Source organism: Williamsia muralis (assembly GCF_051487485.1).
Lineage (GTDB): Bacteria > Actinomycetota > Actinomycetes > Mycobacteriales > Mycobacteriaceae > Williamsia > Williamsia muralis_B.
Genome location: NZ_JAHVCV010000003.1, coordinates 322,771 through 341,423, shown reverse-complemented (window position 1 = coordinate 341,423; position 18,653 = coordinate 322,771). Strand labels below are relative to the sequence as shown.

Below are 18,653 nucleotides of genomic sequence, written 5' to 3'. Positions count from 1 at the left end.
GCAGCCGTCGCTCAGGGCAGCGCGGTGATGAGCTTGTCGACGTCGACGCGCGGGCCGGTGAAGAACGGGGTCTCCTCGCGCACGTGCATTCGCGCCTCGGTAGCGCGTAGATCGCGCATCAGGTCGACGATGCGATGCAGCTCGGGCGCCTCGAACGCCAGCAACCACTCGTAGTCGCCGAGGGCAAACGACGACACGGTGTTCGCCCGCACGTCCTTGTATCCGCGTGCCTGCTTGCCGTGATCGGCGAGCATGGTGCGTCGTTCGGCATCGGGCAGCAGGTACCACTCGTACGAGCGGACAAACGGGTACACGCAGATGTACTTGCCCGGTTCCTCACCCGCGAGGAACGCGGGGATGTGGCTCTTGTTGAACTCGGCGGGCCTGTGTAGCGCCACGTTGCTCCACACTGCGTTGCTGGCACGGCCGAGGATGGTGGTCCGGCGGAAGTCGGCGTAGGCGGCCTGGATCTGCTCGACCTCTTCCGAGTGCCACCAGATCATGAAGTCCGCGTCGGCCCGGAGACCGGAGACGTCGTACAAACCGCGGACCACAACACCTTTGGCCTCGAGGGAGTCGAAGAACTGGCGGGCGTCGCTGATCGCCCCGTCCCGATCGTCGCCCAGCTCGCCCGGCCGAACCGAGAAGACCGAGAACATGAGGTAACGAACAGTGGCGTTGAGTTCTGCATAGTCCAGGCGCGTCATGGCACCCATCCTGCCATTGCCAGGACAACGCGATGTCAGCGCAGGTGCGTGCTGCGCGGCCCATCAACAGCCAGATCGGCGACGAGTTGCCGGGCCGCCCGGTCTGCACGACCGACACATGCCGGTACCCCCACACCGTCGAAAGTGGCCCCGGCGAGCACCAGACCAGGCGGACGACTGCGGTCGACCTCTGCGACCAGGGATGCGTGCCCGGGCGCGTATCGAGGAAGTCCGCCGGGCCACCGCTGGACCACGGCGTCCCGCGGTCCGACACGCACTTCTCCCCCGCCGGCCAGAGCGATGACCGTTGCGAGATCGGCCACAGCCCAGTCGATCAGCTGGTTGTCCTCGATGCTCTCGAGATCGGTCCCGTAACGACCGAACGACACCCTCACCAAGACTGCGTCCGCGGCGAGGTGATTCCATTTGCGCGTACTGAAGGTGAAAGCCTTTGCGTGCACCAGTGTTTCGTCACTGGCGACGAGCACCCCCGAGAGCTGGGGCAAGTCGACACCCGCCTCGAGCGCCAGCGACACCACCGCCGACCCCGACAGGTCGACCTGCGTCAGCGGCTCGGCGACCTCGGGAACGGTTGCGCACACGCGGGCCAGGACGGGAGCCGGCAACGCAGCCACCACACCGTCGTAGCGGACGTCGTCAACCATCCAGCCGGAGCCCGCCCGGATCAGCTGTCGGATCGCCACGCCGGTATGGATGCCTGCGGCACAGCGATGGCCGAGTTCGTCGACCAGCTGGCGGTATCCACCGGCCAAGGCGCCGAACACCGGGCCAGAACCACCTGATGCAGCCAGGAGAGCGGTCACCGCCGCGGTCAGGCTGGGAGCGCCGGCGTCGAGTCGCGCTGCCAGGGCGGGAACCACGGCCCGCACTCCCAGGTCGTCGGCCCGCGCCGAATACACACCGCCGAGCATCGGGTCCACGCTGCGATCCACGATCGACCGGCCGAATCGGTCCCCTATCAAGGCCCCGATCGACATGTCTTGTCCTGCTTGCCAATCGAGGGGTCGCTGAGGCTCATCGGCCATGCGCGCAAGGTCGTCCGCCTCCGCGAGATGGCGTACGGCGTCCGGACCACCGGGGATTCCCATCACCGTCGGACGGGCCATCGCCTTGAGGGTGGAACCGCTGAGGACATTGGGGCCGAGAACACCGGGATGCACGAGTGACGGGGTCAAGCCGAGTTCGTCCACCAGAGCGGCGACTTCCGGGCGGCGCACCAGGAATGCCTCGGCGCCGACGTCCACATGGTGTCCATCGAGTTCGGCTGTGCGCAACGTGCCACCGAGAACGGGCGATGCTTCGAAGAGGTCGATCACCGCGTCCGGCCCGAGTAGCGTCCGCAGCCGGTACGCCGCGGTCAGTCCCGAGATACCGCCACCGAGCACCGCAACACGGGTCACAGCGAGTGCACCAACTCCACCACCCGGGTCAACACGGTCGGGTCGGTGGCGGGCAGAACCCCGTGACCGAGGTTGAAGATGTGGCCCAGGGCCCCCTCTGCCACCGCTCGGTCAGCTTCGGCGGCGATGCGACGGACCTCTTGTTCCACCACCGGCCACGGCGCGAACAGCACCGCCGGATCGAGGTTTCCCTGCAGAGCGCGGCCGGGCCCGATCCGCCGCGCTGCCTCGTCGAGCGGGATCCGCCAGTCGACCCCGACCACGTCGGCGCCGGCGGTTCCCATGTCGTGGAGCAACTCGCCGGTGCCAACCCCGAAATGGATCCGGGGAACGCCGTACGACGCCAGTTCTGCGAAGACACGCGCCGAATGGGGCCGGGCAAAGGCGTTGTAGTCGGCCACCGAGAGCGCGCCCGCCCACGAGTCGAACAACTGGAAGGCGTCCACTCCGGCATCGAGCTGGACCTTCAGGAAGGCGATCGTGATGTCGGCGAGCTTGCCGACCAGCTCGTGCCAGATGGCCGGCTGCCCGTACATCAGGGCCTTGGTGTTCTCGTAGTTGCGGCTGGGGCCACCTTCGATCAGGTACGACGCCAGAGTGAACGGGGCGCCCGCAAATCCGATCAGTGAGGTCTCGCCGAGCTCGGCCTTCAGCAGTTTCACCGCGGCCGAGACCGCACCGACCGCGTCGGGCGTCAGCAAGGGAAGGGCGCGGACATCGGCGTGCGTGCGGATGGGATGCGCGATCACCGGACCCACCCCGGAGACGATGTCGAGGTCGACCCCGGCCGCCTTGAGCGGAACCACGATGTCGCTGAACAGGATTGCCGCGTCGACACCGTGCCTGCGAACAGGCTGCATGGTGATCTCACAGACCAGTTCGGGGTCGAAGCAGGATTCGAGCATCCCGCGCCCGACCCTGATCTCCCGGTACTCGGGCAGTGAGCGGCCGGCCTGCCGCATGAACCACACCGGTCGGCGGTCGGGCTGTTGCCCACGAGCGGCCGCGACCAGCGGCGAAAGGGCGCGGGCATGTTGTTGAGTCATCACCTGACATGCTGCCATGCACTGCGCCCAGCACTCCAAGGACTACCGAATAGGGGCCGATCAAGCCATCGGCGCGCCTACCGTCGGTCCGCCCGGCTTGGACCTACGGTCGACGGGTGACCACATCCGAAGCCTCGAGCGAGCCTGCAGTTTTCCGCAGCGCCATCGAATCGATGCATGCGGCCAAGGTGCGGTCGGAGATCGAGCTCGGCAGCATTCGCCCACCTCAGCGGCTGGCACCCTTCAGTTATGCCGTGGGCGCCGAGGTGACCCAGCCCGACGACGGCGAGATCGCCACGGACTCCGACGGCAGCGCTTTCGGCCGGCTGATCCTGCTCTACGATCCCGACGGACACGAGGCCTGGAACGGCACCATGCGGTTGGTGGCCTTCATCCAGGCAGAGGTCGAAGCGGTCCTCGCCGCCGACCCACTGCTCCCAGAAGTCGCCTGGAGCTGGCTCACCGAGGCGCTGGCGCAACCCACCATCGAGATCACGGCCCTCGGCGGCACGGTCACCTCCACCTCATCGGTGCGGTACGGCGACATCTCCGGACCACCGCGAGCTCATCAACTGGAACTCCGCGCCTCCTGGACCGCGACCAACAGTGACCTCGACGGACACGTCGAGGCTTTCTGCGAGGTGCTGTCGCTCGCGGCCGGGCTGCCGCCGACAGGCGTCACGCAGCTCGGCTTCACCAAAGCGTGAGCCGGGGCGCCGATGACCGATCCCACGAGCACTGACCCGACGGCCGACATCGGCCCCGGCGATCAGTCTTCCGGCGACCCGTCTGTGGCGGACGGCGGCACCGCGGACGAGCCCAACCGTCCTGAACCGATTCCGCTGACAGAACCGGCGGATGGCGTTCCGCCCGTCTTGTCCACCCCAGCCGAGTTCGCCGAAGCCGGCCGACTGCTGTCCGAGGGCACGGGTCCGGTGGCACTCGACACCGAACGCGCCTCGGGCTTCCGCTACTCCGGGCGGGCGTACCTCATCCAGATCAAACGAACCGGTAGCGGTTCCTTCCTCATCGATCCCATCGATCATCCTGAGGCGCTGGCCCCGGTGATCGACGCACTCGACGGCCCCGAATGGATCCTCCACGCAGCCGACCAGGACCTGCCGTGCCTGCGCGAGCTCGGATTCCGATGTGCTCGCCTCTTCGACACCGAGCTGGCCGGTCGGTTGCTCGGGATCGCCCGGGTCAACCTCGCGGCGATGGTCGAGCACTTCTTGGGACTGGGCCTGGTGAAGGGCCACGGAGCGGCCGACTGGTCGAGACGCCCTCTACCGGCCGACTGGCTCAACTATGCCGCTCTCGACGTCGAGGTCCTGATCGAACTGCGTGATGCGGTTCAGGCCGCTCTGGTCGATGCGGGCAAGGAGACCTGGGCCGAACAGGAGTTCGCCGCCGTACTGGCCCGACCGGATCCACCGCCACGCACCGACAGGTGGCGCCGTGTGTCCCGTATCCACACGATCAAGTCGCCACGCATCCTCGCAGCCGTCCAGCAGCTCTGGAATGCCCGTGAAGAGATCGCCCAACGTCGTGATGTGGCTCCCGGACGCATCCTCCCCGACTCGGCCATCATCGCCGCTGCCACCGCGGACCCCAAGACACTCGACGAACTGTACAAAGTGCCGGTGTTCGGCGGCCCTCGCCAGCGTCGCCAGGCCTCCCGCTGGCTGTCGGCGCTGGATGCCGCGCGTCGACTGACCGACAAAGAACTGCCGTCGCGCCGGCCGGCAGCGGTGGGTCTGCCGCCTGTCAATCGATGGGAGGGCAAGGATCCCGAGGCTGCTGCCCGGTTGGCCGGGATTCGAGCCGGCCTCACCGACCTGTCCGAACAATTCTCGGTACCCGTCGAGAATCTGCTGCTCCCCGAGCTGGTTCGCCAAATATCCTGGGAGGGAATCGATCCGCCCACCGTGCAGGCAGTCGAGCAGCGACTGGCCGCGGGTGGCGCACGTCCATGGCAGATCGAGCTGACGGCACCGGTGATCAGCGAAGCACTGGGTCGGCCCCTCGATGACGAGGACGCCGACGGGCCGTCAACCGACGACGATTGACGACGATTGACGACGAGCCCGTCACCGGCCGGATTCGCGTGTGCGTGAACCGTTCTCGGGACGTACCACATCGTCGCTGCCCGCGAATCCGGAATCGAGATCGTTCTCGTCCGACGAAGACAACTGTGGTTGCATTCGAGAGACCATGGCGGTGATCGCCCGGGCAACGTCCTGAGCCGTGAGTCCGAGCTCATCGAGCAGCTGCCCACGCGAGGCAGGCGTCAGGAACTCCTGAGCGATACCGACATCACGAACCGGCGTCGAGATCCCCTTGGCCCGAAGGTTTTCCGAGACCGATGACCCGACACCACCGTGCACTCCACCGTCTTCCACGGTGATCACCAGACGATGCTCGACGGCAAGTTCGGAAATGGACTCCGGCACCGGCAGGACCCAGCGAGGGTCGACCACCGTGGTACCGATCCCCTGTTGCGCCAGCCTGGCCGCAGTGTCCATGGCCAATGAGGCGAACGGACCCACCGCGACGATCAGGACGTCTTCGGACTCGCCGCGACCAGGCCGGTGCAGCACATCGGTGCCGTCGGCGAGTCGGTCGATTGCCCGGATGTCCTCGGGCACGGCACCTTTCGGAAAACGCAGCGCCGTAGGGCCGTCGTTGATGTCGAGCGCTTCGGCGAGCTCCTCACGCAGCCGCACCGAATCGCGGGGCGCGGCGACCCTCATGCCCGGCACGATGGACATCAGGGACAGGTCCCACATTCCGTTGTGGCTGGGGCCATCGGGACCGGTGACGCCGGCGCGGTCGAGCACGAGGGTCACCGGCTGGCCGAGCAGGGCAACGTCCATCAGCAACTGGTCGAACGCGCGGTTGAGGAACGTGGAGTAGATCGCGACAACCGGATGCATCCCACCGAGCGCAAGTCCCGCCGCCGAGGTGAGGGCATGCTGTTCGGCGATGCCCACGTCGAACATCCGGTCCGGGAAACGCTCACCGAACGCGGCCAGCCCGGTGGGCCCGGCCATCGCCGCGGTGATGGCGACGATGTCGCGTCGCTGACCCCCGGCCTCGACCAGGGCCGCCGAGAAGACCGACGTCCAGTCCGGGGCCGACACCGAGGTCGCCTTGCCGGTGGCCGGATCGATGATCCCGGTGGAGTGCATCTGGTCCGCGATGTCGTTCTCGGCGTGGTGATAACCCATGCCCTTGCGGGTCACGGTGTGGACGATGACCGGTCCGCCGAATGCCTTCGCCTGGCGCAGAGCGTTTTCGAGCGCGTCCTGGTCATGGCCGTCGACCGGCCCGACGTACTTGAGGCCGAGATCGGTGAACATGGCCTGTGGTGTGAGCGCATCTTTGATACCGGTCTTGAGACCGTGCAGAGCGGAGTACGCGAGTTGCCCGAAAAGCGGCAGACGCAACACCGCACGCCGGCCTTCGTCGAGGACTCGCTCGTATGCGGGCTGTAGCCGTAGTCCGGACAGATGTTGGGCGAATCCGCCGATCGTGGGCGCATACGAACGACCGTTGTCGTTGACGATGATCACCATCTTGCGATCGCCGGCGGCGATGTTGTTGAGTGCTTCCCAGCACATGCCCCCGGTGAGGGCGCCATCCCCGACGATCGGCACGACGTGCCGGTCCTGACCGGTCAGTGCAAACGCCTTGGACAGCCCATCTGCGTACGACAACGCCGCGGAAGCGTGCGATGACTCGATCCAGTCGTGCTCGCTCTCGGCTCGCTCCTGGTAACCGGTGAGCCCGCCACGCTGACGCAGGGTGTCGAAGGCACCTTTGCGACCGGTGACGATCTTGTGCACATAACACTGGTGACCGGTGTCGAAGAGCAGCGCGTCCTGGGGCGAGTCGAACACCCGGTGCAGCGCCAAGGTCAGCTCGACGACTCCCAGGTTCGGCCCGAGGTGGCCCCCGGTCGCCGACACCTTCGCGATGAGGAACTGCCGGATGTCCTGAGCCAGTTCCTGGGTCTGCTCCAAAGAGAGCTCGCGCAGGTCGGCGGGTGAATTGACCGAATCCAGCACGCTCATCCCAGGTCCTTTCATGGCAATGGGCAACGGCGAGATGTTCGAGACCGTCGCTGCGCCGCCGGGCTGTGGCGGCGCGTGGTCACCCAGTCTACGGACGTATGCCGCTGCGGGCTCGTACCGCAGCCGACTGTGGCGAGGACCGCAGTAGTGCAATCGCTTCGATGTGGTGGGTCAGCGGGAACGCGTCGAAACCACGCAACCACTGCACCTCGTAGCCGCCGCGTCGGTAGTCCGCCAGGTCGCGCGCGAAGGTGGCCGGATCGCAACCGACGGCGATGATCGCCGAGGGTGCTGCGGCAACGATCTTGTCCACCACTTCCCTGCCCGCGCCCGCGCGGGGCGGGTCGGCGACGACAACGGTCGGGGCGGGCAGATCCGCCACGGTCCGGGTCACGCTGGAGTGGTGGAAGTGCACACGCGGGTCGTCGGCGAACGTCTCGGACCCCGCAGCGACCGCCTGTGGGTCCGTCTCCACGACGTGGACGGTCACCACCGCGCGGGTGCTGTCGCACTCGTCGAGGATCGCCCCGGCCAGTGTTCCGGCTCCCCCGTACAGATCCCAGGCGACCACGGACGGACCCAGGTCGGCCTGCCGGAGCAGATCTCGGACCGTGCTCGCGTACCCGGCCGCAGCCAGCCGGTGGGCCTGCCAGAAGCCCGACACCGGCAAGAGCCACGTCCGGTTGCCGACCGTGCGCTGAACCGATTCGGTGCCCGAGACGATTTCCTCGATCCGCGGCGCGGAGCGTTTCGAGCGTGACCGCTGCGCCTGACCACGTCGATCGTTTGCCCGCCGCTTCGCCGGTCGGCCGCGCTCGGGCGCCGGCGGCGCGATCTGCGAGATGTGCCGCTGTTCGTCGTCACCGATCGTGATCACCAGCTCGGCCCCCGGTGTCAGGCCGGTGTACTCGTCGAGCCCACCGAGCATGCCGGCGACCGGCTGCGCACAGTCCAATCGCGGGACCACCGCATGCGAACCGAAGGCCGCCAGGCCGGGCCTGCCGTCGTCGTCGACGAACAGCCGTTGCCTGATTCGCCATCCTGTCTCCGGTTCGGGTCCGGCATGCGGGTCGAGCGAGGTGACCTGGCCCTCCCAGGTGACCCCACCCATCCTGGACAGCAATTCGGTGAGCACGGACGACTTCAGCTCGCGCGCATGGCTTCCGGTGGTATGGGACAGATCACAGCATCCGGCGCCGCCACCGGGGGCTCCCGCCGGGCAGGCCGGGTCGATGCGGTGATCGGACGGGGTGAGGATGTCCACCACCTCGGCGCGACAGAATCCCTTGCCGCGATCCTCGGTGACCTGGACCCGCAACCGTTCTCCCGGCAGGGCGTGCCGGACGAAGACAACCCTGCCCTCATGGCGGCCGACACAGACGCCGCCGTGACCCAGCCGGTCGACGGTGATGTCGAATTGCGTTCCCAGCCAACCGGTTTCGTGGCGTTCTGTGCTCTCGGGGCCGCTCACTCGGGCCCCCGTCCGGTGCGTTCGCCGGGTGTGGAGCCGACGCCGCGCCGGGTGTCGCCCGGGGCGATGTAGACGCGGTCTCGTTTACGGCGGTCGGACGAGCTGAGCTGCCACGGAACCGACGTCACCATCACACCCGGCTCGAACAGCAGACGACCCTTGAGGCGCAGGGCCGACTGGTTGTGCAAGATCTGCTCCCACCAGTGTCCCACCACGTATTCCGGGATGAACACCGTCACCACATCGCGCGGTGACTCACGCCGCAGTCGGCGCACGTACTCGATGACCGGCCGGGTGACCTCTCGATACGGCGAGGCGATCACCTTGAGCGGCACGGTGATGTCGCTGTCTTCCCACTGCGCCACCAGTTTCCGGGTGTCGCGGTCGTCGACGTTCACGGTGACGGCTTCGAGGGTGTCCGGACGTGTGGCCCTGGCAAAGGCGATCGCCCGGCGGGTCGGCAGGTGCAGCGTGGACACGAGCACGATCGAGTGGGTACGGCTCGGCAACACCGCCTCGTAGTCGGAATTGTCCAATTCGGCCTGCACGGAGGCATAGTGCCGGTGGATCAGCTTCATCAGGCCGAAGATCGCGACCATCGCCACGATGGCGATCCATGCTCCGGCAAGGAATTTCGTCACCAGCACGATCATCAGGACCGAGCCGGTCATCACCAGACCGATGCTGTTGATCACCCGTGAGCGCTGCATCCGGGACCTCGCGCTGGGGTCCTTCTCTGTCTTGAGGTGCCGCGTCCAGTGCCGGACCATGCCGATCTGGCTGAGGGTGAACGACACGAACACCCCGACGATGTAGAGCTGGATCAACGCGGTCACCTCGGCGCCGAAGGCGACGACAAACGCGATCGCCGCCGCAGCGAGAAAGAGGATTCCGTTCGAGAAGGCAAGCCGGTCACCACGGGTGTGGAGCTGCCGCGGGAGGTAGCGATCCTGTGCCAGAACCGAACCGAGCACGGGGAAACCGTTGAACGCCGTGTTCGCCGCGAGTACCAGGATCAGTGCGGTGACGATGGTCACGAAGTAGAAGCCGGGCGTGAACCCGCCGAACACGGCGTGTCCGATCTGGGCGATCAAAGACTTCTGTTCGTATCCGTCGGGGGCGCCGATGAGGTCTTTCGCCGGATCCGATACGTACTTCACACCGATCTGCTTGGCCAGCAGGATCATGCCCATCAACAGGACGATGGAGATGCCGCCGAGCAGCAGCAGGGTGGTGGCCGCATTGCGGGACTTGGGCTTCTTGAATGCGGGTACCCCGTTGCTGATCGCCTCCACCCCGGTCAGCGCCGCGCAGCCCGACGAGAACGCCCTGGCGATGAGGAAGACGAACGCGATACCGACGAGGTGACTCTGCTCGGCCTTGATCTCGTAGCCTGCGGTCTCGGCGGTGAGGTCATCACCGAATACGAGAACCCGCAGGAAACCCCAGCCGAGCATCGCCACCATCCCGAAGATGAAGGCGTAGGTGGGAATTGCGAACGCAGTGCCCGATTCTCGCAGTCCGCGCAGGTTGATCGACGTCAGCAGAACGATCGCCACCACGCAGAACCACACCTTGTGGTCCTGGACCAGCGGGATGGCCGAGCCGATGTTCTCGGCCGCCGATGCGATGGACACGGCCACCGTCAAGACGTAGTCGACCAGCAGTGCGCTACCGACCGTCAGGCCCGCAGTGGGGCCGAGGTTGGTCGTCGCCACCTCGTAGTCTCCGCCACCCGAGGGGTATGCGTGGACGTTCTGCCGGTAGCTGGCAACCACCACGACCATCACCAAGGCAACCGCGAGACCGATCCAGGGTGTGTACGTATACGCGGACAGCCCCGCGACCGAGAGGACGAGGAAGATCTCCTGCGGGGCGTAGGCCACCGATGACATGGCATCGGAGGCGAAGACCGGGAGGGCGATCCGCTTGGGCAGCAAGGTGTGCCCGAGTTTGTCGCTCCTGAAAGGACGTCCCAGCAGCAGCCGTTTGGCTGCGGTGGAGGTCTTCGACACCGTGGACACCAAGCAAACAATAGGGCCTGTGCTGCCGTATAGCTACGTCGGTCACGGTAGCGTTCGGGAGAGTGGGTGGACGCGGCCGAGCCGGGCTCGGAGCAACAGTTCACTCAGGTGATTTGAGCGAGGAGTTCTCATGCATGTTGTGGTGATGGGATGCGGTCGCGTGGGCGCGTCCATTGCCCAGGAACTGCAAGGTTCCGGGCACGATGTGTCGATCATCGACCGCGACGCCACAGCGTTCCGGCGACTCCCCGAGGATTTCGGCGGAACCAAGGTCAAGGGCGTCGGATTCGATCAGGAAGTGTTGCGCCGCGCAGGAATCGCCGAAGCCGACGCCTTCGCGGCGGTCTCCTCCGGTGACAACTCGAACATCATCGCCGCACGTGTCGCCCGCGAGACCTTCAATGTGCCCAAGGTCGTCGCCCGGATCTACGACGCCAAGCGCGCCGCGGTCTACGAACGGCTGGGCATTCCCACCGTGGCGACGGTGCCATGGACCACTGACCGGTTCATCTCCGCGCTGGGCAGTGGCAGTGCCGACGATGTCGCGTGGACGGAACCGTCGGGCGAAGTCGCCATCGTTCAACTCACCGTGCACGAATCGTGGGTGGGTACCTCGGTGAACCTGTTCCAGGAGAACACCGGGTCGCGGGTCAGTTTCATCAACCGATTGGGCAGGCCCGTGTTACCCAGCCCGAAATCTGTTCTCCAGCAGGATGATCAGGTCTTCGTCGCCGCCCTCACCGACAACCTCGAGGCAGTGCGCACAGTTGCCGCCGGCGTGGCTCCGGAGTTCGACTGAGTTCTGCCCGCATCGCCCACCAGTCACGAACGAGATCTTTCGACCACAGCCCGTAGGAGAAATCATGAAGGTCGCGATCGCCGGAGCCGGCGCAGTAGGCCGTTCCATCGCGCGGGAGCTGATCGCCAACGCCCACGACGTCACGCTGCTCGAGCGCAATCCCGAGCACATCGACGAGGAATCGGTACCGGGGGCACAGTGGGTCGGCGGCGATGCGTGTGAGTTGGACAATCTCGAGCGGGTTCAGCTGCAGCGGTTCGATGTGGTGATCGCGGCCACCGGAGACGACAAGGCCAACCTGGTTGTCAGCCTGCTCGCGAAAACCGAGTTCGCGGTCCACCGTGTGGTGGCCCGGGTCAACGATCCCCGTAACGAGTGGTTGTTCGACGAGGACTGGGGCGTGGATGTGGCCGTCTCGACACCGCGGATGCTCGCCTCACTGGTCGAGGAGGCCGTATCGGTGGGTGATCTGGTCCGGCTCATGACCTTCCGGCAAGGGCAGGCCAATCTCGTCGAGATGACGCTTCCCGACAACACGCCCTTGGCGGGCAAGCCCGTGAAAAAGCTGCGACTCCCCCGCGACGCCGCTCTGGTCACGATCCTGCGGGGCGGACGCGTGATCGTGCCGCTCGCCGACGACGCCGTGGAGGGCGGCGACGAGCTGATCTTCATCGTGCCCGCCGAGGCCGAAGGTCAGTTGCGCGCAGCGATCATCGAGCCGGCGGGGCCTGCCCGCTGAGCCCGTCCGGCTGCTCCGGGGAGTTGCCTTCGGACACCCCGTCGATGGCGTGCGCGCCGGTGTCACGGGAAGTGCCTTCGTCGGGACCGGGTTCGCCTGCGACGGCGTCCTGATCCACAGACTCTTCCTGGTGTGCCCACCGGACCAAGAAGAACGTGGCAACAACTGCGGCCGCTGTCAGCGGCCACCCCATCCCGATCCGTGCGATCGCGAGAGCGCCGGTTTCGTCGTGGTCGTAGAGGAATGACTGCACCAGGTAGCGCACACCGAAGAGGGCTGCCCAGATGGCGGTCGCGATGTCGTAGGCGATCAAGGTGCGTCGATGACGACGCCAGTCGGTTCCGTTGCCGTTCAACGTGTTCCAGATCACGCCGACCAGGGGCCAGCGGACGATGATGGAGACGACGAAGACACCGGCGTAGAGCAGTGTCGTCCAGATGCCGAAGAGGAAGAACCCTTTTGCATTGCCCGTGCGGTGGGCGATGAACGCGCACACCGCCACGCCGATCACACCGGAGATCGCCGGCTGAATGGGTTCACGCCGCACCAGCCGGACCAGGAAGATGACCAGCGCGGTGGCCAGGGCGGCGTAAATGGCCACCGTCAGATTCCACAGCGAGTTGGCCGGGACGAACACGAGGATCGGCACCGACGAGTAGATCAGCCCCGATACGCCGCCCATCTGCTCCAGCAGCGTCACCGTGGGAGCGTCGGCCTTGTCGGTGTCACCCGGGATGTCGTTGGGCGGCACCCGCTCATCGCCATCTGGCTGCCGCCGATGAGCGCTGCCGTCAGCTCTCACCGAGCAACTCGTAGTACGGGTTGAACATCACCTTGTTGCCGTCGTGCTCACCGATTCGGCCGCGCACCGTCAACGTCCGTCCGGGTTCGATGCCGGGGATGCGATTGCGGCCGATGAACTTCAGGGTCACCACGTCGGTTCCGTCGAAGAACTCGGCGACGATCCCGGTCTTCATGGCCTTCGAGCAGGTCTGGACGGAGCGCAGCTCACCTTGCATGGTCACCTCGTCGCCTGCCGAACAATCGCAGGCGCGCTGTGCACCTGCTTGTTGCGACTGCTGCGAGATGTCCTCGGCATCGAGTTGATCGATGTCTTCGGTGAGCCTGCGGGTGAGGCGTTTGAGATATCCGCCTGCGGTCATTGCGCTTATGCACCCTTCGGGGACAATCGGGCTGGTGGGCACGGGGCTGTGCCTCCGCCAGAGTAGACCCCCGCACACCCGACTTCCACCCTCCACGGGAAGATCAACAGATGCGCAGTTCAGAGGGGTCGCGAACGTTCCCTACACGCGCCGATCCGGTGGTCGTGGCGCTGCCCGGGACAGGGTCGGATGCCGACTACGCCAGACGTGCATTCGCCTCCACGGGATTGCCGGTGGTCGCGGTGGATCCGGACGGGATCGGGCTGGTCCGGGGCTACGAGCTCGCTCTGGACCGTGCCGCCGCAGACCACACCCAGGTGATGGCGGCGGGCATCTCCATCGGTGCGTGCGTCGCGGTGCAGTGGGCGTTGTCGAATCCGGACGCGTGCGCCGGGGTGCTCGCGGCCCTGCCCCCGTGGCTCGGTTCTCCGCGCACGGCGCCCGCTGCGCACAGCGCAGCCTGGACCGCAGCGTTGATCCGCGCCCACGGGTTGGAGGAGACGATCAGGCAGATGTCTGCCGGCAGTCCGGCCTGGCTCTCCGCCGAATTGGACAGATCCTGGCGGGCCGCCGGCCCTCAGCTGCTGTCGCAACTGGACGAGGCCGCCAACTATGTCGCCCCGACCGCGGAAATGATTGCGGGACTGCGGGTTCCACTGTCGATCGTTGCGGTGTCCGACGACCCGGTGCACCCGGCAGTCGTTGCGAAGGCGTGGCACGATGCCGCCGACAGCTCGGTGTCGACCGAGATCTCGATGGCCCGATGGGGTGCGGACCCGGCGCTCCTGGGCCGACTTGCGATCCGCGGCTGGCGCGACCTCACGGCCGCGCCCGGCTAGCGCTTGGGCTGATTGCGCAGCTGCTGCATGGCCGAACCCCGAGACACCGGACCCGGTTCGACGTCCGGTTCGGCCGGGGCAGGCGGCTCCGATTCGGCGGCAGCGGCAGCGGCTTCGGCAGCGCCCTGCACCATCACGTTCGCCTGCGCCGACTGGGCCTGGGCCCCTGTGTCGGGTACGGCACCCGCGACGTTCTGCTGACCGGCCGCCATCTGCTGCTGTGCGGCCGCGACCTGCTCGGCCAGCACGGGCGGAAGCACGATTGCCAGCGGGGTTCGGGGTGGATGTGGTTCGTCGCCGCGGCGGACGACCGTTTCGCTGACGACAGCCCGGGCCACCTTCGACAGGCTTTCCGCGCTGGCGGTCGGCGCACTGGCAACACAGCGGATCATCCAGCGCGGGCCGTCGACGCCGATGAAACGATGGATTCCGCCGGGCACGGTGGCGACCACCTCACGCCCCCAGAAGCCGGTCTCGATGCTGGTCTCCGCTCCCTCGGCACGCAGGGACTCGGTCAGTTCGCCGACGACCTCACGCCACTGCCCACTCGATTTCGGCGCGGCGAAGGCTGCCACGGTGATCCGCCCATGCGGCGTCACCAGATACACGGCCTGGGGCTGGTGGTCGGCGGACATCTCCACGGTGACCTGACCGCCCTCGACCACGGGCACGAGTACCGAGCCCAGATCGAGATGTGAGTTCTCGAAGCCGGCGTCTGCCGCCAGATCGCCGATGTCGTAAGGGCCTTCACCGCTACCGATCGCCTTCGGCTCGACATCGGGCTCAGATGCCGCACCGCGGCCGCGGCGGCCACGCCCGATTCCCTTGTCGCGTGCCATGGTCAGACTCCCTTCGGCTGCGAGGCCCCCAACATCGCGTGGCCCCCACTCGATCCGTATCCGCCTGCGCCCCGCCTTGTCTCGTCCAGCTCGTCGACCTCTACGAAGTCGAGCAACTCGACCTTCTGGACCAGCAGCTGGGCGATCCGGTCGCCTCGGGCGATCGTGATCGCATCGTGCGGATCCAAATTGATCAGGCACACCTTGATCTCACCGCGATATCCCGAGTCGACGGTTCCGGGTGTGTTGACGATCGACAGTCCCGCGCGGGCGGCCAGGCCCGAGCGCGGGTGGATCAGCCCCACCGTGCCCATCGGCAACGCTATCGAGATGCCGGTCGGTACCAAGGCCCGATGACCGGGTTCGAGCACCACGTCGATCGTGCTCGACAGATCCACACCGGCATCACCCGGATGGGCCCGCGTGGGTAGATCGATGCCCGGATCGAGTCGCCTGACGGCGACGAACGGTGCATCGGCGGGGGTGCTGCCAGCGTTGGTTGCCACACCGGAAGACTACGCTGGGGACGTGCCACCTCTTCCATCACCCGACCCTGCCGGTGACGCTGCCGGCACCCGCCCGACCCCATCCGAAGGGGCCCATGACGAGCGGCTGCGCGTACCTGCCTGGTGGTGGCTGCTGGGCGTCGCATTGATCGGATTGCTCGGGTACGAGGTGCAACTGGCCCTGCATCAGAGCTCGCTGAGCTGGATCGCGTACGCGGTCCTCACCCCGCTGATCTTCTGGGGCCTGTGGTCGATGGGCCGCACCCGCATACGGGTGGCCGACGGTGAATTGTGGGCTCACAACGCCCATCTGCCGATCGAGGTGATCGACCGGGCCGCCGTGATCCCGGCCGCCGCGAAGAGTGCCGCACTGGGCCGGCAGCTCGATCCGGCCGCGTTCCTCGTGCACAAGTTCTGGGTGAAGACGATGGTCTTGCTGGTCCTGGACGACCCCGACGACCCGACGCCCTACTGGCTCGTCAGTACGCGACACCCCGAAAAGCTGGTGGCCGCGCTGGGATTACCAGACGCGGCCACCGAAGCCTCGGACCCGGGGTAGTCGAACCCGCCGGCGATCATCGCCGTCCGCCACACCGTTGTCGCGGACGGCGTTGTGTCAAGCGCAGTCGACGCAGATACGCGAGTTACCGTTCTCGGTCGCGAGTCGGCTGCGGTGGTAGACGAGGAAGCAGCTGGTGCAGGTGAACTCGTCCGCCTGCTTCGGGATGACCCGCACCGAGAGTTCTTCACCCGACAGGTCGGCCCCAGGGAGTTCGAACGACTCGGCGGTGTCGCCTTCGTCGATGTCGACGGAGGCGGCTTGCGCCTCACTCCGCCGCGCTTTCAGTTCTTCGAGGGAGTCCTCGGATACCTCGTCGGATTCAGTGCGCCTCGGCGCATCGTAATCAGTTGCCATCATTCCGCCTTAAAATAGAAGCGCCTGCGACTTTCAGGTTCCCGATGTGTGCAGGTTCCAAAAGTCCCAACAAGCCGCGTACTTCCCCATCTGCAAAGTTCCGCGACGATGCCCCTTGGACAACGAGCCATCGATCAGTATTCGTTGCCGAACAGGAGCATGATTTCTGTGATTTTCGCCACAGTTGGTGGATAGCCTCTTTTTGGGCTGTCCAACCGAGGCGGCCGAAGCCTAGCCCAGCCGTTGCTCAGAGTCAACAACAACGGCCGCACGAGAACATTCCCGCCTAAATTCGCGTGCCGCACATCATGCGCGACGCGGCCGGGTCGGCTGCGTGTCCAGCTGCGCGGCGTCACGGTGTGTACCGACTACAGTTGACTCGCCCCACAACTGCGCGCGGAAGGCACCTGAGAACCCGTGGTTTCCCAGATCACCTACGGCTACCCCACCGATGATCGCGGTCGTCCCTTCCGGCGACGTCGCTACCTCCCGGCCATCATCGCTGCGGTGGTGCTTGCACTCATCGCTGCGGTGGTGTGGGCCGGTGCGCTGTCCTCGTCCGACACGCAGGCGACCCCGACCGATTGTCCGCAACCTCAATCCCCGTCGGCTGCTCCCGAAGGTCCCACACCTGTGGTGGGTACACCGGCCGCCACCGACGAGATGCTGCAGGTTCCTCCCGCCGCGTTGAGCAGTTTTCAGATCCGGGTCCTCAACGCGACAGACGAACAGGGCATGGCCCAGACCATCCTCGACGACCTCACCGCACTCGGATTCCAGGCCGCGCCGGAAAACGCCTACGGAGACGATCCCCTGTATCCGGATCGCAATCTCGACTGTTTCGGGCAGATCCGATTCGGTGAAGGCGGCAAGGCCGCCGCTGCTGCACTGTGGATCGCAGCGCCGTGCACGCAGCTGATCAACGACGGGCGCCCAGGAACCGACGTCGACCTCGCACTCGGCAACCACTACGGCGAGAGTGAACAGAATCAGGACGCGCTCGCCGTCCTCGACACGCTGCGGGTGGCCAATCCCCAGGACCCGAACACCGGCGCCGACCCTGCAGTGGTGGCAGCGGTGCACGACTCCCCCTGCTGACCACCGACCCCTGCTGATCACCGACCGTCTGCCGGTGGCCGTCGACCAGGTCTAGTCCGGGATCGGCTCCAGGGCACCCAGCCGCGCCAGCAACTCGCCCAGTTCGTCGGCGATACCCGGAGCCATTGCCAGGGTGACGTTGCCCGCTGCGCTCCGTGAGGTGGCGTCGGGGATCGTCACCACGGCGCCGGCCTCTTCAGCGATCAGCGACCCGGCCGCCCAGTCCCACGGGCTCAGGCCGTGCTCGAAATGTGCGTCCACCGCCCCGCTCGCCACCATGCAGAGATCAAGTGCGGCCGAACCGATCCTGCGGACATCGCGGATGTGTGGCAGCAATGCGGAGATCAACTCGCCCTGGACGCGTCGGCGCGCCGATCCGTAGCCGAAACCGGTGGCCACCAGTGCGAGCCCGACCTTGTCGATGGGGTTCGTCCGAAGCCGGACCGGACCCGAGCCATCATCCGAATACGCGCCCTCCCCGCGGGTGGCGGAGTAAGTGGTGCCGCGGACGACGTCGACGACGGCTCCGGCGACTGTGCGCCCGTTCACCTGAGCGCCCACCGAAACCGAATACGCGGGGATGCCGTAGAGGAAGTTGACCGTGCCGTCGATGGGGTCGATGACCCACCGGACACCGGAAGGAACCTCGACCGAACCACCCTCTTCTTCACCGAGCACGGCATCGCCCGGACGCAGCGACGCGAGCAGCCCGCGGACCAGGCTCTCGGACTCGGTGTCGACGATCGTGACCGGATCAGTTTCAGTACTCTTTGTCGACACCGATTGCGGTGCATCGGTTTTCGTGACACCAGACCCGAAGACCTCGGGCCTTCGGGTGTGAACGTGCTGTGCTGCCTGTTCGGCAACCTGGATCGCCACCGCGGTCAGGTCGGCCGGCTCGAGTTCCGCCATTGCTACATGTGAGCACACCCCTGGCCGAAACGACGGGGCGACCCGGTGAACCGAACGCGAACAGATCCGCCCGACGTCGCGCAGAACCCTTGCGTGC

The 18,653-nt window shown here is 66.6% G+C and carries 19 protein-coding genes; 7 read left to right on the top strand and 12 right to left on the bottom strand.

Annotated elements, in window-relative coordinates; all coding sequences use genetic code 11:
• Nucleotides 1–11: 11 nt before the first annotated feature.
• Genes hemQ through hemE form a run of 3 tightly spaced genes read right to left on the bottom strand, consistent with a single transcriptional unit; the run spans nt 12 to nt 3,174 of the window.
• Nucleotides 12–707, bottom strand: a complete 696-nt coding sequence (gene hemQ / locus KXR83_RS09965) for a hydrogen peroxide-dependent heme synthase (protein WP_437424701.1) — start codon at nt 705–707, stop codon at nt 12–14.
• Nucleotides 708–742: 35 nt separating this feature from the next.
• Nucleotides 743–2,128, bottom strand: a complete 1,386-nt coding sequence (gene hemG / locus KXR83_RS09960) for a protoporphyrinogen oxidase (protein WP_437424700.1) — start codon at nt 2,126–2,128, stop codon at nt 743–745.
• On the bottom strand, nt 2,125–3,174 hold the full coding sequence (hemE, locus tag KXR83_RS09955) for a uroporphyrinogen decarboxylase (RefSeq protein WP_437424699.1): 1,050 nt from the start codon (nt 3,172–3,174) through the stop codon (nt 2,125–2,127). The genes hemG and hemE overlap by 4 nt, the downstream gene beginning before the upstream one ends.
• 116 nt (nt 3,175–3,290) lie before the next feature.
• On the opposite strand from hemE, the gene KXR83_RS09950 reads away from it, so the two are divergent.
• Together KXR83_RS09950 and KXR83_RS09945 are read left to right on the top strand one after the other, a co-directional pair.
• Complete coding sequence (locus KXR83_RS09950) at nt 3,291–3,881, top strand: DUF3000 domain-containing protein (protein ID WP_030163311.1); 591 nt, start codon at nt 3,291–3,293, stop codon at nt 3,879–3,881.
• Between the two features lie 12 nt (nt 3,882–3,893).
• Nucleotides 3,894–5,243: an HRDC domain-containing protein gene (locus tag KXR83_RS09945; protein ID WP_437424698.1), complete on the top strand. Its 1,350-nt coding sequence runs from the start codon at nt 3,894–3,896 to the stop codon at nt 5,241–5,243.
• Nucleotides 5,244–5,264: 21 nt separating this feature from the next.
• On the opposite strand, the gene dxs is transcribed toward KXR83_RS09945, so the two are convergent.
• The 3 genes from dxs to KXR83_RS09930 form a co-directional block, all read right to left on the bottom strand.
• Complete coding sequence (gene dxs, locus KXR83_RS09940; protein WP_437424697.1) at nt 5,265–7,250, bottom strand: 1-deoxy-D-xylulose-5-phosphate synthase; 1,986 nt, start codon at nt 7,248–7,250, stop codon at nt 5,265–5,267.
• 88 nt (nt 7,251–7,338) lie between these two features.
• Nucleotides 7,339–8,721 (bottom strand): class I SAM-dependent RNA methyltransferase, encoded by a 1,383-nt coding sequence (locus KXR83_RS09935; RefSeq protein WP_437424696.1) that lies wholly within the window; start codon nt 8,719–8,721, stop codon nt 7,339–7,341.
• Nucleotides 8,718–10,745: an APC family permease gene (locus KXR83_RS09930; protein ID WP_437424695.1), complete on the bottom strand. Its 2,028-nt coding sequence runs from the start codon at nt 10,743–10,745 to the stop codon at nt 8,718–8,720. The genes KXR83_RS09935 and KXR83_RS09930 overlap by 4 nt, the downstream gene beginning before the upstream one ends.
• 130 nt (nt 10,746–10,875) lie before the next feature.
• On the opposite strand from KXR83_RS09930, the gene KXR83_RS09925 reads away from it, so the two are divergent.
• Both KXR83_RS09925 and KXR83_RS09920 read left to right on the top strand, forming a co-directional pair.
• Nucleotides 10,876–11,544: a potassium channel family protein gene (locus tag KXR83_RS09925; protein WP_437424694.1), complete on the top strand. Its 669-nt coding sequence runs from the start codon at nt 10,876–10,878 to the stop codon at nt 11,542–11,544.
• A 64-nt stretch (nt 11,545–11,608) separates the two neighbouring features.
• Nucleotides 11,609–12,283 (top strand): potassium channel family protein, encoded by a 675-nt coding sequence (locus tag KXR83_RS09920; RefSeq protein ID WP_030163327.1) that lies wholly within the window; start codon nt 11,609–11,611, stop codon nt 12,281–12,283.
• On the opposite strand, the gene KXR83_RS09915 is transcribed toward KXR83_RS09920, so the two are convergent.
• Both KXR83_RS09915 and KXR83_RS09910 read right to left on the bottom strand, forming a co-directional pair.
• The gene (locus KXR83_RS09915; RefSeq protein WP_437424941.1) at nt 12,255–12,965 is read right to left on the bottom strand and encodes a DUF3159 domain-containing protein; all 711 of its coding nucleotides are present in this window, start codon (nt 12,963–12,965) and stop codon (nt 12,255–12,257) included. The genes KXR83_RS09920 and KXR83_RS09915 overlap by 29 nt on opposite strands.
• 109 nt (nt 12,966–13,074) lie before the next feature.
• Nucleotides 13,075–13,446 carry an OB-fold nucleic acid binding domain-containing protein gene (locus KXR83_RS09910; RefSeq protein ID WP_023959592.1) on the bottom strand — a complete coding sequence of 124 codons (372 nt, stop codon included), beginning with the start codon at nt 13,444–13,446 and terminating at the stop codon, nt 13,075–13,077.
• 110 nt (nt 13,447–13,556) lie between these two features.
• Between KXR83_RS09910 and KXR83_RS09905 the strand changes: the two genes are divergently transcribed.
• The gene (locus KXR83_RS09905) at nt 13,557–14,285 is read left to right on the top strand and encodes an alpha/beta hydrolase (protein WP_437424693.1); all 729 of its coding nucleotides are present in this window, start codon (nt 13,557–13,559) and stop codon (nt 14,283–14,285) included.
• On the opposite strand, the gene KXR83_RS09900 is transcribed toward KXR83_RS09905, so the two are convergent.
• Both KXR83_RS09900 and dut read right to left on the bottom strand, forming a co-directional pair.
• Complete coding sequence (locus KXR83_RS09900) at nt 14,282–15,124, bottom strand: DUF3710 domain-containing protein (protein ID WP_437424692.1); 843 nt, start codon at nt 15,122–15,124, stop codon at nt 14,282–14,284. The genes KXR83_RS09905 and KXR83_RS09900 overlap by 4 nt on opposite strands.
• A 2-nt stretch (nt 15,125–15,126) precedes the next feature.
• A complete protein-coding gene (gene dut / locus KXR83_RS09895) occupies nt 15,127–15,630 on the bottom strand; it encodes a dUTP diphosphatase (RefSeq protein ID WP_437424691.1) in 504 nt (167 codons plus the stop codon).
• 22 nt (nt 15,631–15,652) lie between these two features.
• Here dut and KXR83_RS09890 point away from each other — a divergent pair, with 22 nt between their 5' ends.
• The gene (locus KXR83_RS09890; protein WP_437424690.1) at nt 15,653–16,189 is read left to right on the top strand and encodes a DUF3093 domain-containing protein; all 537 of its coding nucleotides are present in this window, start codon (nt 15,653–15,655) and stop codon (nt 16,187–16,189) included.
• Between the two features lie 57 nt (nt 16,190–16,246).
• Here KXR83_RS09890 and KXR83_RS09885 read toward each other — a convergent pair whose 3' ends face one another.
• Nucleotides 16,247–16,546 (bottom strand): DUF4193 domain-containing protein, encoded by a 300-nt coding sequence (locus KXR83_RS09885; RefSeq protein WP_030163338.1) that lies wholly within the window; start codon nt 16,544–16,546, stop codon nt 16,247–16,249.
• A 417-nt stretch (nt 16,547–16,963) separates the two neighbouring features.
• On the opposite strand from KXR83_RS09885, the gene cei reads away from it, so the two are divergent.
• On the top strand, nt 16,964–17,644 hold the full coding sequence (gene cei / locus KXR83_RS09880) for an envelope integrity protein Cei (RefSeq protein ID WP_062797926.1): 681 nt from the start codon (nt 16,964–16,966) through the stop codon (nt 17,642–17,644).
• A 51-nt stretch (nt 17,645–17,695) separates the two neighbouring features.
• Here the strand turns inward: cei and KXR83_RS09875 are convergent, their stop codons facing one another.
• The gene (locus KXR83_RS09875) at nt 17,696–18,556 is read right to left on the bottom strand and encodes an inositol monophosphatase family protein (protein WP_437424689.1); all 861 of its coding nucleotides are present in this window, start codon (nt 18,554–18,556) and stop codon (nt 17,696–17,698) included.
• Nucleotides 18,557–18,653 lie beyond the last annotated feature (97 nt).

Bases quoted from the DNA above. Each gene is read 5' to 3' on its own strand.
- KXR83_RS09945 (WP_437424698.1), top strand. From the start codon at position 3,894: ATGACCGATCCCACGAGCACTGACCCGACGGCCGACATCGGCCCCGGC.
- hemQ (WP_437424701.1), bottom strand. From the start codon at position 707: ATGACGCGCCTGGACTATGCAGAACTCAACGCCACTGTTCGTTACCTC.
- KXR83_RS09915 (WP_437424941.1), bottom strand. From the start codon at position 12,965: ATGGGCGGCGTATCGGGGCTGATCTACTCGTCGGTGCCGATCCTCGTG.
- KXR83_RS09910 (WP_023959592.1), bottom strand. From the start codon at position 13,446: ATGACCGCAGGCGGATATCTCAAACGCCTCACCCGCAGGCTCACCGAA.
- dxs (WP_437424697.1), bottom strand. From the start codon at position 7,250: ATGAGCGTGCTGGATTCGGTCAATTCACCCGCCGACCTGCGCGAGCTC.
- KXR83_RS09905 (WP_437424693.1), top strand. From the start codon at position 13,557: ATGCGCAGTTCAGAGGGGTCGCGAACGTTCCCTACACGCGCCGATCCG.
- KXR83_RS09900 (WP_437424692.1), bottom strand. From the start codon at position 15,124: ATGGCACGCGACAAGGGAATCGGGCGTGGCCGCCGCGGCCGCGGTGCG.
- KXR83_RS09925 (WP_437424694.1), top strand. From the start codon at position 10,876: ATGCATGTTGTGGTGATGGGATGCGGTCGCGTGGGCGCGTCCATTGCC.
- KXR83_RS09885 (WP_030163338.1), bottom strand. From the start codon at position 16,546: ATGGCAACTGATTACGATGCGCCGAGGCGCACTGAATCCGACGAGGTA.
- KXR83_RS09875 (WP_437424689.1), bottom strand. From the start codon at position 18,556: ATGGCGGAACTCGAGCCGGCCGACCTGACCGCGGTGGCGATCCAGGTT.
- KXR83_RS09920 (WP_030163327.1), top strand. From the start codon at position 11,609: ATGAAGGTCGCGATCGCCGGAGCCGGCGCAGTAGGCCGTTCCATCGCG.
- hemE (WP_437424699.1), bottom strand. From the start codon at position 3,174: ATGACTCAACAACATGCCCGCGCCCTTTCGCCGCTGGTCGCGGCCGCT.